This is a genomic window from Acidisoma sp. PAMC 29798, from assembly GCF_030252425.1.
Taxonomy (GTDB): domain Bacteria; phylum Pseudomonadota; class Alphaproteobacteria; order Acetobacterales; family Acetobacteraceae; genus Acidisoma; species Acidisoma cladoniae.
On record NZ_CP126994.1, the window covers coordinates 3,686,527 to 3,705,068 of the forward strand.

General features: G+C 65.5%; 9 protein-coding genes. 8 read left to right on the top strand and 1 reads right to left on the bottom strand.

Annotated features, from left to right (window positions below; genetic code table 11):
* The first annotated feature begins 83 nt into the window (after nucleotides 1–83).
* The 5 genes from QP803_RS17755 (at nucleotide 84) to QP803_RS17775 (ending at nucleotide 10,931) form a co-directional block, all read left to right on the top strand.
* Nucleotides 84–1,997, top strand: coding sequence for a glycosyltransferase family 2 protein (locus QP803_RS17755; RefSeq protein WP_284944807.1), 1,914 nt, complete (start codon nucleotides 84–86; stop codon nucleotides 1,995–1,997).
* The gene (locus QP803_RS17760; RefSeq protein ID WP_284944808.1) at nucleotides 1,998–4,175 is read left to right on the top strand and encodes a glycosyltransferase; all 2,178 of its coding nucleotides are present in this window, start codon (nucleotides 1,998–2,000) and stop codon (nucleotides 4,173–4,175) included.
* Between the two features lie 83 nt (nucleotides 4,176–4,258).
* Nucleotides 4,259–8,707, top strand: a complete 4,449-nt coding sequence (locus QP803_RS17765) for a rhamnan synthesis F family protein (RefSeq protein WP_284944809.1) — start codon at nucleotides 4,259–4,261, stop codon at nucleotides 8,705–8,707.
* Nucleotides 8,707–9,657 carry a glycosyltransferase family 2 protein gene (locus QP803_RS17770; protein WP_284944810.1) on the top strand — a complete coding sequence of 317 codons (951 nt, stop codon included), beginning with the start codon at nucleotides 8,707–8,709 and terminating at the stop codon, nucleotides 9,655–9,657. The genes QP803_RS17765 and QP803_RS17770 overlap by 1 nt, the downstream gene beginning before the upstream one ends.
* The gene (locus QP803_RS17775; protein ID WP_284944812.1) at nucleotides 9,657–10,931 is read left to right on the top strand and encodes a glycosyltransferase family 4 protein; all 1,275 of its coding nucleotides are present in this window, start codon (nucleotides 9,657–9,659) and stop codon (nucleotides 10,929–10,931) included. Before QP803_RS17770 ends, QP803_RS17775 begins: the two co-directional genes overlap by 1 nt.
* Here the strand turns inward: QP803_RS17775 and QP803_RS17780 are convergent, their stop codons facing one another.
* Nucleotides 10,932–12,953, bottom strand: a complete 2,022-nt coding sequence (locus QP803_RS17780; RefSeq protein WP_284944813.1) for a hypothetical protein — start codon at nucleotides 12,951–12,953, stop codon at nucleotides 10,932–10,934.
* 272 nt (nucleotides 12,954–13,225) lie between these two features.
* Here QP803_RS17780 and QP803_RS17785 point away from each other — a divergent pair, with 272 nt between their 5' ends.
* The 3 genes from QP803_RS17785 (at nucleotide 13,226) to QP803_RS17795 (ending at nucleotide 18,540) form a co-directional block, all read left to right on the top strand.
* Nucleotides 13,226–14,599, top strand: a complete 1,374-nt coding sequence (locus QP803_RS17785; RefSeq protein WP_284944814.1) for a glycosyltransferase — start codon at nucleotides 13,226–13,228, stop codon at nucleotides 14,597–14,599.
* 76 nt (nucleotides 14,600–14,675) lie between these two features.
* Nucleotides 14,676–16,973, top strand: a complete 2,298-nt coding sequence (locus tag QP803_RS17790) for a hypothetical protein (RefSeq protein WP_284944815.1) — start codon at nucleotides 14,676–14,678, stop codon at nucleotides 16,971–16,973.
* A gap of 109 nt (nucleotides 16,974–17,082) precedes the next feature.
* Nucleotides 17,083–18,540 (top strand): UbiA family prenyltransferase, encoded by a 1,458-nt coding sequence (locus QP803_RS17795; RefSeq protein WP_284944816.1) that lies wholly within the window; start codon nucleotides 17,083–17,085, stop codon nucleotides 18,538–18,540.
* The last annotated feature ends 2 nt before the right edge of the window (nucleotides 18,541–18,542 follow it).

Below are 18,542 nucleotides of genomic sequence, written 5' to 3' on the forward strand. Positions count from 1 at the left end.
TGACATCCCTGTATCAATGGCCGAGGAGGGGCGTTTTTTCGCGCCCGGATTAGGTTGAATAGGTTGATGCTGAGGCGGCCTCGATGACATCGGCACCCTCGGATGACGAGGCAATTGGTAGACTGCAAGCCGAGCTTGAGGTTGTCAGCGCCACCCTGGCCGCGACCGCAATCCAGCGCGACCAACTTCTGGCCTCGACGAGTTGGCGTATCACCGCGCCACTGCGGCGCTTTTGGGATAGCATCCGGGCCGGGCGTCGGCGGGTTACCGGGCACGGCGCGGAACGCGAACCCGAGCCGGCACCCGAGCCGCCACCGCCGCCACCTCCCGAAACGGAGTACGAGCGATGGATGCGCCTCTGCGATCGGCTGAGCGAAGACGACCGCTCGGCGATCCAAACCCATATCGGCGCCATGGCGCAGCCGCCGCTGATCGCCATCGTCATGAGGGTGCATGAGACACCGGGCCAATGGGTGCGGGATGCGATCACCTCGGTGCGCACGCAACTATATCCGCATTGGGAACTATGCGTCATCGGCGCCGCGTCCCATCCCATCCTGGCAGAAGTGGCGGCCGTAGAGCCCCGCATAAAACTGAGTAGCCAGCACAGCGATGGCGCCTTCGTCGCTTTCATGGGCAGCCAGGATCTGTTGTCCGAACGGGCGCTGTATGAAGTCGCGGCGGAGCTTGAATGTCACCCCGATACCGATCTCATCTACGTCGATGAGGACGAGGTCGATGAAAAAGGGGTTCGCACAAACCCCTATTTCAAGCCCGACTGGAATATCGACCTCATGCTCGGTCAGAACCTTGTCGGTGCTTTCATAGTCTGTCGCCGCGCGCTGATGGAGAGCATCGGCGTGTGCCTGGGCGATCCCGATCCCCCTTACGCCTTGGCGTTGAAGATCGCGGCGGCAACGACACCCGATCGCCTACGTCATATCCCCAGCGTGCTCTATCATGCGCGCCGTACCGACGCGGCTCCGCCTTCCACGGTCGCGATGCAATCGCCGATACAGGCGTCTATGCGCAGTCAAGGCGCAGAGGTCGCATTGGTTCCGGTCGGGCCGCATTGGATGCGAACGCGCTGGCCGTTGCCCGATCCGGCCCCCCGCGTGAGCCTCATCGTGCCGAGCCGCGATCACGCCGAGCTGCTTGCGCGTTGTGCGTCGGGTCTGTTGCACCGTACCGACTATGCAAACCTGGAACTGCTGATCGTCGATCATGAGAACCGCGAGCCAGAGGCGCTCAGACTGATCGACCGTCTGCGACACGATCGCCGTGTGCGCGTGCTCCCTTACCAGGGTGAGTTCAATTACGCCGCGATCAACAATGCCGCCGTGCGCGAGGCGACCGGCGAAATCCTCGTGCTGATCAATAACGATATCGATGTTATCGACGGCGACTGGCTGAGGGAGATGGTGTCCCACGCCGTCAGGCCGGATGTCGGCGCAGTGGGCGCGAAGCTTTTATACGCAGACGATACTGTCCAACATGCAGGCGTCGTGCTCGGTGTGGCAGTGTCGCGGGTCGCGGGTCATTTCGGTCATGGCGCAGCACGCGATGACGCCGGTCCCTTCGGGCAATTCGCCCTGACGCGGGAACTCTCTGCTGTCACCGGTGCCTGTCTGGCCCTGCGTCGTGCGGTCTATGAACAGGTCGGCGGCATGGATGCCGAGCACTTGCCCGTATCCTTCAACGACGTCGATCTCTGTCTCCGTATTCGCGCCGCTGGACTGCGCGTTGTTTGGACGCCCTTTGCAGAGCTGTATCATCTGGAATCGGCCTCGCGCGGTGGCGAGCAGACACCGGCGCAGCTGGATCGTGCGAAGCGTGAGATCGCCACAATGCGTGACCGCTGGGGTGCGGTTCTGGATCACGACCCCTTCCACAATCCAAACTTCGACCGCGCCGATCCGAATGTCCTGACGACCGATATACGAATGCCTAGGCGATGGGCCGATGTTGTGACGCTGCCCCGCGCGGCGGCTGATTGAATGGCGTTGCTGACACTGCCGCCCTCATCGGCGGCCCTGGAACGCGACCTCGCTCTCGCAAAAGAACAGGCCGCAGCACGGGCGCGGGAGCGGGACGCCCTGCGCATGCATCTCGACACCATCGAAACGAGCACGGTTTGGCGGGCAAGCCGTCGCTTGCGTGATATCGGGCACCGCAATCCCCAGCTCGCACGGATCCTACGGCGCATCGCAAAAGCTTTCTACTGGACAGCGACCGGCCAGCTGTTTCACCGGCTGCGCCTTCGCCGAAACCTTGGCGACCTTGCACCCCCCGCCGCTTTGGTGACACCCGCTGCACTCCAAATCCCGAGCGCCGAGCACCCGGCCGTCTCGATCCTGATCCAGGCGTCTGGCTCCATTGACTCACTTCTGCGATGCCTGGCTTCGATTGCGTCGCATCAACACCGCACCGCGATCGAAGTGCTGCTGATCGATCCAGGACGTGTCGTGACCGAACACCTGCGCGGCCACGTCACAGGCTTTCAAGCCGTCGATACTGCTGCACAGGCACGCGGCGAGTTTCTGTTGTTGCTCCATCCAGACAGCGAAGTCATGCCCGGCGCCATTGATGCTCTGGCTGACCGGCTCGCCTTCTGTCCCGACGTCGGCATGATCGGACCGCGCGTGCGTCTGCCGGACGGACAGCTTCTGCAAGCGGGCTTGATCTTGTGGCGCAACGGACGTGTCAGCCATTGGGGTGAGGGCGAGGATCCCGACCGGCCCGAATTCAACTATCGCAGGGAGGTCGATCTCCTGTCGCGGAACGCGCTGATGGTACGGCGATCCCTATTCGACGCGTTGCACGGTTTCGATTCCGAATATCCGACCGCGGAAGAGGCGGATGCCGATTTCGCGCTTCGCTTCCGTGCTCTCGGCGCGACGGCGATGATCGAGCCGCGCGCGGTCGTCGTCTACCACGGCCCGGTCGGCGCGACCGACGATAACACCGACCCCGGCCTGCTTCGTGATCGGTGGGCCGAAACGCTCGCGCGCGACCACGTCCCCGCAGGGACATCGCTGCTCCGGGCGCGAGATCGGGCCCGCCATCGCACGGTGATCCTGGTGGTTGATCATGCCGTGCCTGAGCCCGATCATGATGCGGGATCACGCGCGATCTTCGACGTGCTCACCTGTCTGGTCGATGCGGGTTGGGTGGTAAAATTCTGGCCGCAAAACCCCCACCATTCCAAAGACTATGCGCCACATCTGGAAGAGATGGGGATAGAAGTGCTCGATGGTCGCGGCACGCACGACATCGAAGTCTGGCTGAAGGAAAATGGCGATACGCTCGACCATGTGTTGGTCAGCCGCCCCACGGTCGCTTTCGCGCTCGCCATGCCGATCATCTCCAACACAACGGCCCCTGTCACCTACTACGGTCACGACCTTCACTTCGCGCGTTTGCGACGGGAAGCGGAGGTGACGCAGAACGACGCCATCCGCCGTCTGGCGGAGATCACGGAAGCCTATGAGCGCAAACTATGGCGCCTCTTCGACACGGTGATCTATTTGTCGGAGGAGGAGGCACAAACCGTGCGCACCATGGCGCCGACGGTCGATGTCCATAGCATCGTGCCTTATTGCTTCGATGACTTTCCCGAACGCGCGGCCCCAGTGCGCAGCAGCACCATCCTGTTCGTCGCAGGCTTCTCGCATGCGCCGAATGTCGATGCGGCCATCTTCCTGGTGCGGAACATCCTGCCGCTTGTCCGCGCAAAGCGCCCCGAGGCGCGGCTCGCCTTGGTCGGCTCACATCCCACACCGGCCGTGATGGCGCTGGCCGCCCCGGATGTGGATGTCACCGGTTGGGTCAGCGATACCGATCTCGGACGCCACTACCGGGATAGTCGCGTGGCCGTGGTGCCGCTGCGCTTCGGGGCCGGCGTCAAGGGCAAGGTCGTGCAAGCCCTGCGGGAAGGGCTGCCCTTGGTCACCACGCCCATCGGCGCACAAGGCATCCCCGGCCTGGACCGCCTTGTCCCGATCTGGGAGCAACCGCAGGCGATCGCCGACGCTCTGCTGCGCTTGCTTGCCGATGACGATGCATGGATGGCGCAGTCCCGCGCGCAGGTGCGATTCGCGGCCGCGACCTATTCGCGTGCGGCGATGCGGATGTCCCTGCTCGCCGCCCTGCCACCACGGCCGGAAGCCGGATGAGATTTGACGAAACCGGCTGACCTTGTATCTGACGCGCTGCAACCCCTGGAGATTGCACCAGGGCGCGAGGGAGTAAGCGGTCGATGCTAGACCCATTAGTGGCCGTGGATCTCGGGGATGAACTGACCTGGGAGCCGATGCGGATCGTGCCGCCCGATCCCTGGACCGGCCACCTGCCTTTCGCCTTTTGGCTGATCAAAGCCCTGCGCCCCGCGACCCTGGTCGAGTTGGGAACCCATTCCGGCAATTCCTATTTCGCCTTTTGCCAAGCCATGGCAGCCTTTACCCCCGCTGGCCGCGCCTATGCCGTCGATACCTGGGCGGGCGACGAGCATGCTGGCCATTATGACGAGAGCGTCTTCGCCGGCGTCTCCGGTTTTAACGGCGAGCACTTCCGCCAATTCTCGACGCTCTTGCGCACGACCTTCGATGAGGCGCGCGCCTACTTTCCGCCGGCCAGCGTCGATCTTCTGCATATCGACGGAATGCATACCTATGACGCGGTGCGCCAGGATTTTGAGACGTGGCGGGACGCGCTGTCGTCGCGCGCGGTGGTCGTGTTCCACGACACCAATGTCCGCGAGCGGGATTTCGGCGTCTGGCGCTTTTGGCAGGAGCTGAGCGCAGAATACCCGTCGTTCGAATTCGATCATTCCAACGGCCTTGGCGTGCTGGGCGTGGGTCCCGATCAGCCGCCGATGATGCAGGCGCTGTTCGCCCTGTCCAAGGATGCGGCGGCTGCGGGCACCCTCCGGCGCCGTTTGGCGGCGCGTGGTGAAGCCTTCCAGCGGCAGGTCACCATCCTCGACCTGCGGACCCAGCTGACGGACGCGGTCAAGCATGCACAGCGTGCGGTGGCAGATGCCCAAGCGCAGCAGGGCGGTTTGGAATGGCGGGATGCCTTGCTGAAGGGGCAACGCGAAATCATCCAGGCCAAGGACATGATGATCGCGGCCTTGGGCAATGTCGTGGCGGGGCGCGCCCAGTCCCTTGCCGTGCGCGACCGCCTCATCGAGTCGCGGGATATGCTGGCCGCCCAGCTCATGCATGACGTGCGACACCAGCAATTCCTGACGTCGGAGGAACGTCGCGTCCGCGCCGAGATGCAGGCGGGCTATGAGGGCGCCATCCAGGGCCTGAATGCCCACCATGAGGGGCAGCAGCGTAACGCGGCCCTGGCCGTGGAACAGGCGCGCCAGCAATTGGCTCTGGCGGGGCCGCAGCTTGAACAGGTCCAGCAGCAGACGGCCGCGACTGTCACGCAGTTCTACGTGGGCTCCCGCTCCTGGAAGATCGGCCGGCCGCTGCGCGTCGCGGCCCGCCTGCTGCGCGGTCGCGGCCTCGCCCCGGCCGGACCTGCGCTGCCACCTTTGCCGTCTCTGCCCCCGATCCCGGCGGTCGCTCTGCCTGAGCCCGCGCCGGCCGATGCGACGGCGACCGATGTCGCCTCAGACGTGACGGCCGTCACGTCGCTGAAGCAGGCCATGCGGGCGCTGTTGAGTGCGCGGCTGCAGGCGTTTCTTGCGGGACCCGAGACGCTGCGCCTGCCATGTGCCGAGCAGCCTGACGTCAGCATCATCCTGGTGCTGTACAATCAGGCCCAGCTGACCTTCGGTTGCCTCGGCTCCATTATCGAAACCCTCGCCCACGCGTCCTTCGGCGTCGAAGTCGTCATCGCGGACAATCACTCGACTGACGATACGGCCGCCCTGCTGGACCGGCTGGAGGGTGCGACGGTCATCCGCAACAGCGCGAACCTGCATTTCCTCAAGGCGGTCAATCTCGCGGCCCGCTCGGCGCGCGGGCGAACGATTTTGTTGCTGAACAACGACGCTCAGTTGCTGCCCGGCGCGCTCGCGAGTGCTTTGCGCACGCTCGATTCCGACGCGGCGATCGGCGCCGTGGGCGGGCGGATCATTCTGCCCGACGGCACCTTGCAGGAAGCCGGATCCATCATCTGGCGGGACGGCGCATGCTCGGGCTACGCCCGTGGCCAGGACCCGCATACGCCGGACGTGATGTTCCAGCGCAACGTGGATTATTGCTCGGGGGCGTTCCTGCTGACGCCGACTGCGCTGTTCCGCGCCATGGGCGGTTTCGATGAACGGTTCGCCCCTGCTTATTACGAGGAAACGGATTATTGCGTGCGCCTGTGGGAAGGCGGCCACAGGGTGGTCTACGATCCCGATGCGACGATCATCCATTACGAATTTGGGAGCTCGACCCAAAGCGGTGACGCTCTGCGTTTGCAGGCCGCGAACCACGCCATTTTCGCGGCCCAGCACAGGGAGTGGCTGGACAAGCAATTCCCCGCCAGCCCGCTGAACCTGCTGGCGGCGCGCACGGCGCGGACCGAGGCGCTGCGCATCCTGGTGCTGGAGGATCGGGTGCCGAAGGTCGAACTCGGCACCGGCTATCCGCGCGCCAACCGGCTGCTGCATGAGATGGTGGAGGCAGGCGCCGAAGTCACGCTGTTCCCGATGTTCCGCCACAAGGAAGATTGGCACGGCGTGCGCCTCGCGCTCGATAAGCGGATCGAGGTGCTGATCAGCGCCGACCGGTATCAGCTGCGGGACTATTTGGTGGCACGGCCGAACCAGTTCGACGCCATCCTGGTCTGCCGCCCGCCCAATATGGAAGCCTTCCTGGAGGCCGTGGGACCGGAGCGCGAATTGCTCGGCGGCGCCGCCGTTCTGTATGACGCCGAAGCGCTGTTCGTGACGCGCACCCTGCAACGCCGGGCGACGGATGGCGACCCGGTGCCGGATCTGGAACGGCACAAGCTGGTCGCGGCGGAAGTGTCGCTGACGCGAATCGCCAAGGCCGTCATCTCCGTCACGCCGGCCGAGCAGGAGGTGCTGGAGGATTACGGCGCCCCTGACGTTCACATCCTCGGCCATGCGCTGGACGATGCGCCGATCCCGACCGGCTATGACGCGCGCGACCAGATCGTGTTTCTGGGCGCGATCCAGGAAGATAGCGCCCCGAATGCCGAAGCCGTCCGCTGGTTCGCAGACGCCATCCTGCCGCCGCTGCGCCAGGCGCTGGGCAAGCCCGATTTCCGCCTGACGGTAGTCGGCCTGAACAAGGCCAAGACGATCGCCGCCATGGACGGCGATACGCTCGAGCTGGTCGGGATGGTGGAAAGCCTGCCGCCGGCCTTGGCGCGGGCGCGGGTCATGGTGGTGCCGTCGCGCCTTGGCGCCGGCATTCCGCACAAGGTCCATCAGGCGGCCATGCTGGGCATTCCCATGGTGGTCACCGGTCTCATCGCCAGCCAATTGGGCTGGGATGACGGCACCGAAATCCTGGTCGCCGACGATCCCGGCGCCTTCGCGGCGGCCTGCGCCCGGCTCTATGATGACCCCGCCTTGTGGGAGCGGGTGCGGGACAACGCCCTGATCCGGGCGCGCCTCGACTGCGCGCCCGAGGTGTTCACCGCCAAGGTACGCGACATTCTGGCCAGTCTGGATCGGGTGCATCGCGAGCCCGAGCCCGTGCCGCTGCTGGACGAGGACGGCAAGCCCGTCAAGCCACCGGCCGCACCGCCACCGCCCCCCACCGAGCGCAATACCAGCCGGCCGGCAGAGTCCGATTGGAGCGTCGCCGTGCCCTTTTTCTACACGCCGATAGCAACCGAACAGAGGCTGGGGGTCATCGCCCATGTCTTCCATGTCGCGGTCGCGAAGGAGATGCTGTTCTACCTCCACAACATCCCCGTCCCGGCGGACCTGTGTCTATCGACCGATACTGCCGAAAAGCAGGCCGAATTGCAGGCGATCTTCGGGTCCTGGGACAAGGGCAGCGTCGAGGTACGCGTGACACCCAATCGCGGGCGTGACATCGCCCCGAAGCTGGTGGGATTTGCCGATGTCTATGACCGCTATGACCTGGTCCTGCATCTGCATTCCAAGGTGTCGACCCACGCGGCCTTCCTCGCGCCCTGGCGGTCTTATTTGTTCGAGACGCTGCTCGGCTCGCCTGAGATCGTGCGTAGCATTCTGGATGGCTTCGGCCGCGTTCCAGATTTGGGCATGGTGGCGCCGCAGCACTATCAGGCCATCCGCCGCTGGCTGGGCTGGAACGGCAATTTCGAGGGCGCGCGGGCCATGGCGGCACGCATGGGTCTCAGCCTGTCGCCGCGCCGGGCGCTGGACTTCCCCTCAGGCTCGATGTTCTGGGCGCGTCCCGCCGCGCTGCGTCCCCTGCTCGATCTCGGGCTGACCTTCGAGGACTTTCCCGAAGAAGGCGAACAGGTGGACCACACCCCTGCGCATGTCATCGAGCGGCTCTATTTCTACAGCTGCGAAAAGAGCGGCCATACTTGGCTCAAGGTGACGGAGCCGACGCTGTGCTTCGACACCGCAACTGTGGTCGAAATCGCGTCACCCATCGCCCTCAGCCAGTTCATCGGCGAACATGGCGTGGTGCTGAGTGGGCCTGGGGAGATTGCGACTCGTAAAGATCCGGCGCCGATGATGACGCGCGTGGCGCCCGGCCTCAGCCGACGTCTGACCGCGCGGTCGTTCTAATGCTCGACTCCCTCTGGCGCCGGTCCCCGCCAAGCACTGGGCTCGCGCGGGTCTCCGTCGTCGTGCCTCTCTATAACCACGCCACCTATATCGAGGCCGCCATCGCCAGCATCCTGTCGCAAGGCAGCGTGGTGAAGGAGATCATCGTCATCGACGATGGCTCCACGGACAAGTCCGCCATCGTGATGGATGTGCTGGCGCGTCGGGACAAGCGCATCGTCTTCACGCGGCAGGACAATCAAGGCGCCCATGCGACGCTGAATGCCGGGCTCGCCCGCTGCACCGGCGATCTGCTGGCGATCCTCAATTCCGACGACGCCTATATGCCGGGGCGGTTGAACGCCCTCGCGGCGGCGCTGGACGCGGATGCCGGCGCGGGTATCGCAGCCTCCGGCTTACAGTTCATGGATGGTGCCGGCGTTGCCATCGCCAATCCCTGGTATGTCGAGGCGCTCGCCTTTCATCAGGCCGGGGCGGATTTGGGCGGCGCCCTGATCAACGGCAACTTCCTGATGACGACGTCCAACTTGATGATCCGTCGCGCGGCATGGGACAGCATCGGGCCCTTCGCGGCGCTGCGCTACGTGCATGATCTCGATTGGCTGCTGCGGGCTTTGGCCCTCGGCCACCGCATCGCGCGCCTGGACCAAGACCTGCTGCGCTACCGCATTCATACGCGCAACACGATCAGCGAAGAGCATTCCGGCGTGCGCGTCGAATGGGCGATCACGGCGGCGGCCTATCTGACAACCTTATGGGATCGGCCCGGCGCACCGCCGATCGCGTGGGACCAAGCCGGCGCGGTGCAATCCGTGCTGCGCCACCATGCGCTGGATCGGGCCGTTCCGCTATGCATGGCCTATCTTCGGCGGCATGGCGCGGCGTCGCTCGACCGCGCGCCATTGCTGGCGGACAGCGCTTTCAAAACCATCCTGAAAGAGTGGGTCTGATGCGCATCCTGGTCCTCAGCAATCTCTATCCGCCCAATGTCATCGGCGGTTACGAGCGGCTTTGCTTTGAGGTGACCTGCGCCTTGGCGGCGGCGGGACATGAGATTGTCGTCCTCACGTCGGATTATGGCGGCGCGGTCGCCGAGTATCCTGGCCAGCGCGTGCTGCGCGATCTGCGACTGCTGACGGGGCCTGATATCTACACGCCCTTTCCCGGCACGCCGGAGGATCGGGCGGCCATCGGCGTCACCAATCTGGCGATCCTCCATCGCGTTTTGGAGGAGGTGCGGCCGGACGTGGTCTTCGCCTGGAATCTGTTCTTCCTCGATGCCAGCATGCTCAAGGCCTTGGAGGAAAGCCGCTTCAGGACCGTGGTCATGCTGACCGACAACTGGCTGTTGGTCATGCGCAACCCGGAATTCGTCAGCGCCTATTTCCGGGACATGGTGCATGGCCCGCACCCCTTCGTACCGCCCCCGGAGCCAGCGCCGGCGCCACCGCCCAGCCTTCTGCACCGGGTGGTGGCACGCGTGCGACGCCTGGCGGGACGCGCACCGATGCCCGGTTTGGAGGCGATCTTCGGCGCGGCCTTTGTGCGTGATCTCTATGCGGCCGGGGGCAGCCGCTTCCCGCGCCACAGGGTGATCCATAACGGCGTCAAGCAAAGTGGCCACGCGGCCGCCCCAACCGTCGATCGCACGGGACTGGTGGAGGCGGGAACGCTGAACCTTCTGTTTGCGGGTCGCATGGTGGATTTGAAGGGAGCCCATACGGCGGTCGCGGCCATGCCGCTGCTCGATCCTGCCGCCCTGGGTGTTGACCGAATCCAGCTCACCTTGCTGGGAGACATGCAGGACGCCGCCTATATGACGCAGCTCCAGGACGCGATCGCCCAAAGCGGTCAGGCCGGCAGTATCCTGCTGCGGCCGACGGTGGCGGAGAGTGCGCTACCGGCGCTGTTCAATGCGCACGACATCTACCTGTTTCCCTCCCTCTACGAGCCCTTCTCCCTGACGCTCATTCACGCCATGGCGCTGGGCATCCCGACCATCGCCTCCCGCACCGGCGGCAACCCGGAAATCATGCGCGACGACGAAAGCGGTCTGTTGTTCGACAAGGGCGACGCGTCGGGACTTGCCGCCGCCATTACGCGCATGGCGCGGGACGGTGCCTTGCGTGCCCGTCTGGCGGAGGGTGGGCGCCATTCCGCCAGCCGCTTCACCTTCGAGCGGATGGTGGCCGAGATGGCGGAGTTTCTGGCCAGCCGCGCGTAACTACCTCGGGCACAAGGCCTGCGCGGTCTCGTCCATGCCCAATTTCCGCGTGCCATAAACGCGGTCCTTGCTCCAGACGCAAAGCCGGACCTGGCTTGGAACCGGCTTGGCCGGATCAAGCATCAGCACCACGCGAAAGCCCGCCTTCGCCAAGACCGGGTCCTTGAGGGCGGCGGCCACATCCGGCCGCGCAACGGAAGCGACGGTCGCCGTCTGCACGGGCAGATTGGTGTCCAAATTGATCTGAGGCGTTCCGGTCTTGGTTTGCACCAAGGCCCAGCCGTCTATCGTGACGTACTGGTTCAGATACACCGCATCGACCGAGCCGCCAGGTATCGCCTGAGCCGGTATCGACGGGGTCAGGGCGACCTGAACTTGCGTTTCCACCTGCGGCAGATTGCGTAAAGGGCAGGCGGTCCGAAAGCCGTCCAGCAGAACGAAGGCCTTGTCCTGTGTCGGGTCGGCCCCCGTGACGGCGCCAACCCAGCCGGTGCGGGCGGGCGCGCCCGCCGGACCCGCGACGGTGAGTGTCGTCGTATCGGCATCGCTGATACCGTATCCCATAATGACTCCGTCCGGCCGCGTCAGCGCCATGACCTGACGGCCGTCATCGATGCTCGGCCGGGTCAATTCGCCCAGCACCCGCCAACCGGGATAAGTCTTGTCGTCGATACGGATTGCTGTATCGAACTGCCCATCGCAGCGGGCGGGATCCGTCAGGCGCGTGTGATCCTGCAAGGGCGTGCCAATCCAAGGTGCCCACACCTGAGAGAAGACGCCGGTGCGGGTCGAGAATTGGGTCAAGCGGACCTGAAGCGGCACCACGGGCGTGTCATAGATCGGGGCGATCACCTTCGCATCCGCAACGCCGGCCACCAAGGCCGGCATCGAAATCGCCCGGTCGGCGGCCACTTGCTGGGCGATCCTGACAAAACCGGGTTGAGTCCAGCCGATGAACAGGACCAGGAGGGCAATCACCACACCCGCCACCACAGGCCGACTCATTCGAATCATGCCCAAAAGCAGAAGGCAGGCCCAGAAGGCGACCACCGGCGTGGTGTAGCGGCTGGCGAGCGCCGAGGATTGTCCGAACTTCAATCGGCCCAGTGCCGTCAACAGGGACATGGCCAGCACGAAGACGCAGAGCGTCACCAAAGCGGCGGCGGCCGGCGATACAGCGGCACCGCGCCGCAGGTGCGGCCAGCCGAGCACCACCAGCGCCAGCAGGCCGCCGGCCCCGATGACCTCGGACAGGACCGGGCTGATCATGCCCGTGGCAACCGCGTTGGCGCTAGCAAAGGGGCTTCCCAGCACCCCCGCCGTGTAGCGCAGCAATTCCACCGGGTGATGCAGGGTGACCAGGGGATCACTATGCTCCACCGGCGTGTGGTAGCCGATGAGGTAGCCGGCGAGCATCGCCACGGCGGCGATCGCCACCACCGCCACATAGAGCTTCGGTCGGCCTAGCCAGATGGCCAAGGCGGTGGCCACGAACAGCACAGCGACCCCGCTCGACAGGGTGAAGGTCGCGACGAAACCCAAGACAACGACCAATGCCGCACCCCAGACCGTCGCGCGCACCATCGCCACGGCGGCAAAGCAGGCCGCCGCCGCCAGGACGATGCCGAAGAACTGCACCTGAAAAGGCCAGGTATAGTTCTCAAACTGCACAGCCCAGGCGATGAGAGCGACGACCCCGGTCGCGGCCAAAGCCCGCTCGACCCCACTTCGGAGGCCCGCAGCGCGGCCGAGGCGCAGGAGCAGGAGCAGGAGTCCGATCTGGATCGCCCCGCTCACGGCGAGCGATAGCTTGCCCGTCTCCGCGAAAAACCATCGATCCGCCACGAAGATTAGGCGGGCGAAGAGCAGCCGATGCTCGTTATGTTGCGAAAACAGCCAGCTCAGGGTGATGGTGCGGGCGCCCACGAGTTGGGCCCATTGATCCAGAATCGTGACCGGAACGGCGCATTCCACGACCATCCGCGCCGTGTCGAGCGCCACCAACGCGGCCGCCACCATCATGACGCCGAGGATGGACCATATCAGGATCCGGACACTGCGGCGCGCCTGGATCGGGATGCGCGGGGGAGAGTCATTTTGGGAAATGTCGTCTCAACTCCCGCGTGGATGAAGTGACCGCTATCGGTTGAGCGGCCTCCGCGCAACCCCAGCGGCCCCCACAACCGCCCCCAAGGGGTTCGGTTGATCCGACGTGCGCCTTTCATTAGCATTCACTCTGCCGTTCGTTGACGAACAGCCCCTCTCCGCAAACCTCCCATACCGGTGCCCATGCCATGAGTGCTGCCGCCACGACCCTCACCCCGCCTGACCAGGGGAAGGACGCGGAGATCACGAGGGCTCAAGCGCAGCGGGACCGGCATCGCCTGATAGCGGCCCTGGCGGAGATCAGTCGCCTACGCATCCGTTTGGAACAGCTGGAGCGCGACGTCGCAGATCGCCGCCTGCCTGTGGCCCGCGTGGTCGCGCGGGCGATCGGTTTGGACAAACGGCCACCGATGCCCGTGGCGACGACGATGCCGATAACGGACGTCCCTCCGGCCTCGCGGGGGCGGGTTCTGGTGATCGATCATCATTGGCCGCAACCCGATCGCGATTCCGGTTCCGTGGATATCTTCAACCTGATGCAGGCCCTGGCAGCCCTGGGCTTCGATGCTGTCCTGGCCGCGTCCGAGCAGCATGAGGGCCCGCAACCGGCACGCGACTGGCTGATCGGACAGGGCATTGCCTGCCTGCAGCCGAGGGACGCCCCCTCCGTCGGCGATTACATCGCCCGCCACGGCGTAACGCTCGATCTTTGCGTGCTCTGCCGAGTCTATTGCGGCGGGGCGTTCCTGGAAACGGTCCAGGCGCACTGTCCCATCGCCCGGTTCGTCTTCAACTCCATCGATCTGAATTTTCTGCGCGAGGAGCGGCGCGCCCATATGACGGGCGATGCGCGCCTGCTCGGCCTGATCGACCAGATCCGCGCGCGGGAGGAGCATGTTATCCGCAGTTGCGACGCCACGCTGGTGGTGTCGGAGGCAGAGGCCACTCTGCTTGCCGAAACGATGCCCTCGTCCCTCGTCGTGCAGATGCCATTGGCCCGCGCGATTCACCCTCCCGTCACGCCCTTCGCGAGGCGGCGCGGGATCGGCTTCGTCGGCAGCTTCGGCCATAGCCCAAATGTCGATGCGGTGCGGATGTTCGTCGCCGAGATCTGGCCTCTGGTGCGTCGCGACGTGCCCGACTGCACCTTGAGCATCGTGGGCGCCGATGCGCCGTCGGATTTGGTGGACGGTCGTGACCCGTCCATTCGGATGCTGGGGCACGTGCCCGACCTTGGCCCGTGGTTTGAAGACCTGCGCCTCACGGTCGCCCCATTGCGATTCGGCGCCGGTGCCAAGGGCAAGGTCGCGTCGAGCCTTGCCGCAGGCGTGCCCTGCATCGCCACCTCTGTGGCGGCCGAGGGCATGGCCCTGGGTGATGAGGGGGGCGTGCTTGTGGCGAACGCGCCCGCAGCCTTCGCGGAGGCGATCGTTCGGACCTATCAGGACCCGGTGCTGTGGGACCGCCTGTCGGCCGGTGGCCTCGCCTATGCCGGGCGGACGCTGTCGCTCTCGGCCTGGCAGGACCGGCTTGATGCCACCTTGCGGCGCCTCGGGTTCTGAGAGCCCTTTGACACGCCGTCCACGCACGGCGTCATGCTTTTCCGTTGTCCCCCTACGCCCAAGATGAGGTTGCCTGATGACCCGTGATGCCCGCCTGTGGCGACCACTGGCTATGATATTGGTCGTGCTGGGCTGCGCCGTGGGGATCATTCCTTTCGCGCCGAAGCAGCCCGGGGTCGATCTCGACAGCGCCTGGGCCTTCGCGGTCAACGCTGCCGTGAGCCAGCATCTGGTCTTCGGCCGCGACCTCATCTTCGCCTTCGGCCCTTATGCCTCCGTCTATACGCTCAGCTTTCACCCAGCGACCTACGGCTTCGCCATGGTTGCCAGCGTCATTTTGGCGGCGGCCATGGCCGCCGGCCTGATCACGCTGGCCACCGGCCGGTCGCTATGGCTGGCGGTGCTGCTGGCCGTTCTGCTGAACCTGTTGTGGCTCCGCGATCCGCTGTTCTTCATGGTGCCGCTGCTCTTCGTGGCGCTTACCGCGAAAGCCGTGGCGCGCACGGATGCCCTGCCGAAAGCCATGCTCGGCGTCGGCGCCCTGTTGGTCATCGCGCTGGCCGTACTTCCGCTGGTGAAGGGCACCTTCGCGGCCGGTACTCTTGTCGCTCTGGGGCTGGGGGGCGGGCTGCTTCTGTTCGGTGGTCGCTGGCGCCTGGTGGCGGCGGGCGCCCTTCTGTTCCCGGTCGCGATGGTGGCGTTTTGGCTGGCGGCCCAACAACCCCTGGGCGCTCTCCCTGACTTCTTCATCGCCCAAAGTCGCTTTGTCGGCGGCTATACGCAGGCGATGGCCCTATCGGGTCCGGCTTGGCAGGTGGATGTCTTCGCGGCTGTCGCCATGGTCGTTCTGGCGCTGAATCTACGCCCCGCGCTGCGGGCTGGCCTGCCAGGGCTGGTGGTGCTGCTGGGGGCAGCCGTTCTGCTGCTGCTGGCCTTGAAGGCCGGCTTCGTCCGCCAGGATACCCATATCGCGATTGCCGCCGGGGGCCTGGGGCTCATCGCCTGCGTTCTCGCACTGGCGAATGGCGGCAAGGCGCCCGTGCTGGCACTCATCATCGGTCTGGCGGGCGCGGGCGTTCTCGATCGTGCGGCGGAGCATATCGGCCCGCGCGCCGCCTTGCTGCGCCTCGAAACCACCTCAATGAGCGCGGCGCAGGGCTTGCGGGATCGGCTGAAGGGTGGCGACGATCTGCAACGCAATTTTGACGCCACACTGGCGGGTATCCGGGCAGCCTATCCGCTGCCGCCTTTGTCCGGCACGTCGGACATCTATTCCGACGGGCAATCCATCTTGCTCGCCCACCATCTGCAATGGGCGCCCCGGCCGATCCTGCAGAGCTACTCCGCCTATACGCCGGCCTTGGCGCAGGATGATGCGCGCCACCTCGACGGTGCTGCGGCACCCGACAATGTTCTGATCAAGCTGGAGCCGATCGATAACCGCTTGCCGGCCCTTGAAGATGGGCCGAGTTGGCTTGCCCTGCTCGCCGGCTACCAGCCGGTCGCGATGCAAGGCGACATGGCCATCCTGCACCGCCGGCCGGGGCCAGCCCCTGCCACGCTTGGCACCCCCGGCCCGATGGCGCGCCATACCCTCGGCGAACGCGTCTCCGTCCCGCCCGACATGCCGCTCTGGGCACAGATCGATGTGCAGCCAACGCTGCTGGGCCGTGTCGTGGGCGCGGTGTTCAAGCTGCCGCCCCTGAATATCGCGGTGCATCTGCGCAATGGCGGATCGATCGATTTCCGCTACGTCCCGGGCATGGGCCGCGCAGGATTCGTCATCGCGCCTCTTGTCGCGGACGCCGGTCAGCTTGTGTCCCTCGTCGTGCCAAAGGTTGCGGCTTTCGATGACAGGCGGGTCGCTGCCTTCATGATCGAGGGCGACACGCGGTTTTGGCGCCGAGACTACGCCGTTACGCTGACACCGCTGCTGATCCCGTCACGACCCGAGGTTCGCGCCGTGGTGTTCCGGTCGCCGCAGCCGGTGACCCTGCCGCCTGGCGAAGCCGGGGCCCATTGCTGGCTCGATCTGTATGACGGGACCGTCGTGGATCATGCCAAGCCGCTGGTCCTGTCCGGAATGGTGCGCCTGAACGGATGGGGCTTCGGCCAGGGCGTCGAAGCAGATCGCATGGCCGTTTCGCTGCGCGGGCCTGATAGCCGGGTGGTGACGGCGCCTGCCCTCATTCAATATCGCCCCGACGTCGGTGCCTATTTTCACCAGCCGCAGCTGACCCAGGTCGGCTATCAGGCATTGCTGGACCTGCGCGGCCTGTCCGGTCCCTTCAGATTGGCCCTGGAAATGACGACGGGCGGCCATCATTGGAGCTGCCCCCTGGTGGATCCCGTTACCGTGGTGGCGGAGCATTAGGCCCGAATGGCCACCATTGCTGGCCCCGGTGGCATCGCCTATAGCAACGGAAATGTCTCCAATCCGGCCGTAGCGACGCGGCGTCACCGAATGGTCCGATTCCGACATTTTGAGCAGTTCAGCCCCCAGTTTTGAAGCAGACGGCAGCACGGATCAGGTCTGGCCGCTCGTCGTCGATATGGACGATACGCTGCTCTGCACCGATACCTTGCTGGAATCCGGCCTTCAGCTGGTGCGTCACCAAGTCTGGTGCCTGCTGCTGCTGCCATTCTGGCTGATGGGCGGTCGCGCCCATCTCAAGCGTCGCATCAGCGAGCATGTGACGCTCGATATCGCGACGCTCCCTGTCAACGCCCCGCTCCTGGCCTGGCTGCTGCGGCAACACAAAGCCGGCCGGGCACTGCATCTCTTTTCCGCCGCCGATCAGTCCATCGTCACCGCCGTGGCCACGCGCTTCGGCATCTTTCAATCGGCGCATGGCAGTGACGGAACCGTCAATCTGTCCGGAACGCGCAAGCTCGCGGCCATCCGCGCCATCGTCGGATCCCGCTTCACCTATGCCGGGGATAGCCGCAAGGACCTGCCGATCTGGCGCGGCGGCGGTTCGGCCGTGCTCGTCGGCGCCATCGCCCCCTTGCGCGCCGAACTCGGCGCCGACGTCACGGTGGAAGCCGATTTCGCGGCCACGCGACCCGGCGTGCGGACCTGGATGCGCGCCCTACGGCTGCACCAATGGGCCAAGAACATCCTGCTCTTTGTGGCGGTTTTGCTCGGCGGCGATGTGCTGACCGATCTGCCGGCCGCCCTCATCGGCTTCCTGGTCTTCGGCCTGATGGCATCGGCCACCTATTTGCTGAACGATATGCTGGACCTGCCGCATGACAGGCTGCATCGCAGCAAGCGTCATCGGCCCTTGGCCTCCGGCGCGCTGCCGCTGCGGCAGGCCGTCGTCGCTGTCGTGCTCCTCGGACTTGCCGCCACCGCGCTGCTGCCTCTTCTGCCGCTGGCATTTGCCTGGGTCGCGGCCCTGTACCTCGCCGTGACGCTGACCTATTCAGCCTATATCAAGCGCAAGCTGATGTTGGACGTCTTCACGCTGGCGGGGCTTTTCGCCATCCGCATCGTCGCCGGCATCGCCGCCGTGAACCACCCGCTGACCCCTTGGCTGATGGCCTTCTCCATCTTCTTCTTCCTGAGCCTCGCTTGCGTGAAACGGTACAGCGAATGCCTGGTCGCCGGCGAACAGGGCCTGACGACGGTGCCCGGACGCGCCTATCTGCCCAAGGATGCGCCTTGGCTGATGGCGATGGGCGCCGCTTCGGGCTTCTCTGCCGTCTCGACCTTCTTCCTGTTCCTGGTCGATACGGGCTCGCCCATCCTGCTCTATCCGCATCCACGCTGGATGTGGCTGATCTGCATCCTGCTCGGCTACTGGATCTGCCGCACCTGGGCGCTGGCCGCGCGTGGCCAGATGCATGACGACCCCATCCTCTTCGCCATGCGGGACCGTCTGTCGCTCATTCTGGGGGGCGTTATCGCCGTCTTGGTGCTGCTGGCGCGGAGTTGACG

Bases quoted from the DNA above. Each gene is read 5' to 3' on its own strand.
- QP803_RS17775 (WP_284944812.1), top strand. From the start codon at position 9,657: ATGCGCATCCTGGTCCTCAGCAATCTCTATCCGCCCAATGTCATCGGC.
- QP803_RS17760 (WP_284944808.1), top strand. From the start codon at position 1,998: ATGGCGTTGCTGACACTGCCGCCCTCATCGGCGGCCCTGGAACGCGAC.
- QP803_RS17785 (WP_284944814.1), top strand. From the start codon at position 13,226: ATGAGTGCTGCCGCCACGACCCTCACCCCGCCTGACCAGGGGAAGGAC.
- QP803_RS17780 (WP_284944813.1), bottom strand. From the start codon at position 12,953: ATGATGGTGGCGGCCGCGTTGGTGGCGCTCGACACGGCGCGGATGGTC.
- QP803_RS17755 (WP_284944807.1), top strand. From the start codon at position 84: ATGACATCGGCACCCTCGGATGACGAGGCAATTGGTAGACTGCAAGCC.
- QP803_RS17790 (WP_284944815.1), top strand. From the start codon at position 14,676: ATGACCCGTGATGCCCGCCTGTGGCGACCACTGGCTATGATATTGGTC.
- QP803_RS17770 (WP_284944810.1), top strand. From the start codon at position 8,707: ATGCTCGACTCCCTCTGGCGCCGGTCCCCGCCAAGCACTGGGCTCGCG.
- QP803_RS17765 (WP_284944809.1), top strand. From the start codon at position 4,259: ATGCTAGACCCATTAGTGGCCGTGGATCTCGGGGATGAACTGACCTGG.